The organism is Fodinibius sp. (genome assembly GCF_041642155.1).
In the GTDB taxonomy this organism is placed as follows: Bacteria; Bacteroidota; Rhodothermia; order Balneolales; family Balneolaceae; genus Fodinibius.
On record NZ_JBEPWZ010000272.1, the window covers coordinates 1 to 939 of the forward strand.

The 939-nt window shown below is 43.5% G+C and carries 1 protein-coding gene; it reads left to right on the plus strand.

From position 1 onward, the window contains the following. Nucleotides 1–689: sulfatase-like hydrolase/transferase (locus tag ACESLU_RS12485; protein ID WP_372638971.1), on the plus strand; the 689-nt coding region annotated here is incomplete at its 5' end. Between the last annotated feature and the right edge of the window lie 250 nt (nt 690–939).

Here is a 939-nt window from a genome sequence, read left to right on the forward strand (position 1 = left end):
AGCTGGATTGGTCAACGGGAGAGATTATGAATAAGCTGGAAGAACTTGAAATCGCAGAAAATACCTTGCTGATATTCACCTCCGATAATGGTGCTCCAATGGGCGAAGATCTCTCGGGGACGGAGCGGGGGACGAACAGGCCGTTATACGGACGTGGATATACCACATCAGAGGGAGGATTTCGGGTGCCAACGCTTATGTGGTGGCCCGGCACAATTCCCGCGGGTACCGTAAATAAAGAGCTTGTTACAACGATGGATCTGCTGCCTACCTTTGCGCATTTGGCGGGGGGAAAACTGCCCGATGATCGAATCATAGATGGACACAATATATGGCCATTATTAAAGGACACTACCAATACTCAATCTCCGTATGAAGTATTTTATTATTACCATCAAGAACAATTACAGGCCATCCGCCGGGGACCTTGGAAGCTTTTTGTTCCTTTAGAAGAATTCAGCCAGCATCCTCATTTTGACCAGGGAGGGGGGCAAGAGCCCCTATTATTTAATGTAGTGGAAGATAGATCTTCGAGTCACAATGTAGCAAAAGAAAATCCCGAGGTGGTAGAGGAACTCATGGAATGGGCGCAGAAAGGCCGAGAAGAGTTAGGGGATAGAAACAGACCCGGAAAGAATCAACGTGCACCGGGAAAAATAGAAAACCCCGTTCCCGTTAGCATGAAATAAATGAATTTTGTTTAGGTTTCTATTGGGAAAAAATTAAAGTACAAGTAGTGAAATTATATCGAATAAATATAATATGCCCAATATGGTCTTGAAGATTCAGCTGCTTTTACTAATACCTTAGATATCTAAATAATATCGTCAACTGCTAATAAAATCAGAGTCATGAAATATTTTTTACTTGTATGCACCTTTCTGTTTCTCAGCATTCCGGCAAGCGCCCAGGAATTTGAATCCCTGTTCAACGGCGAAG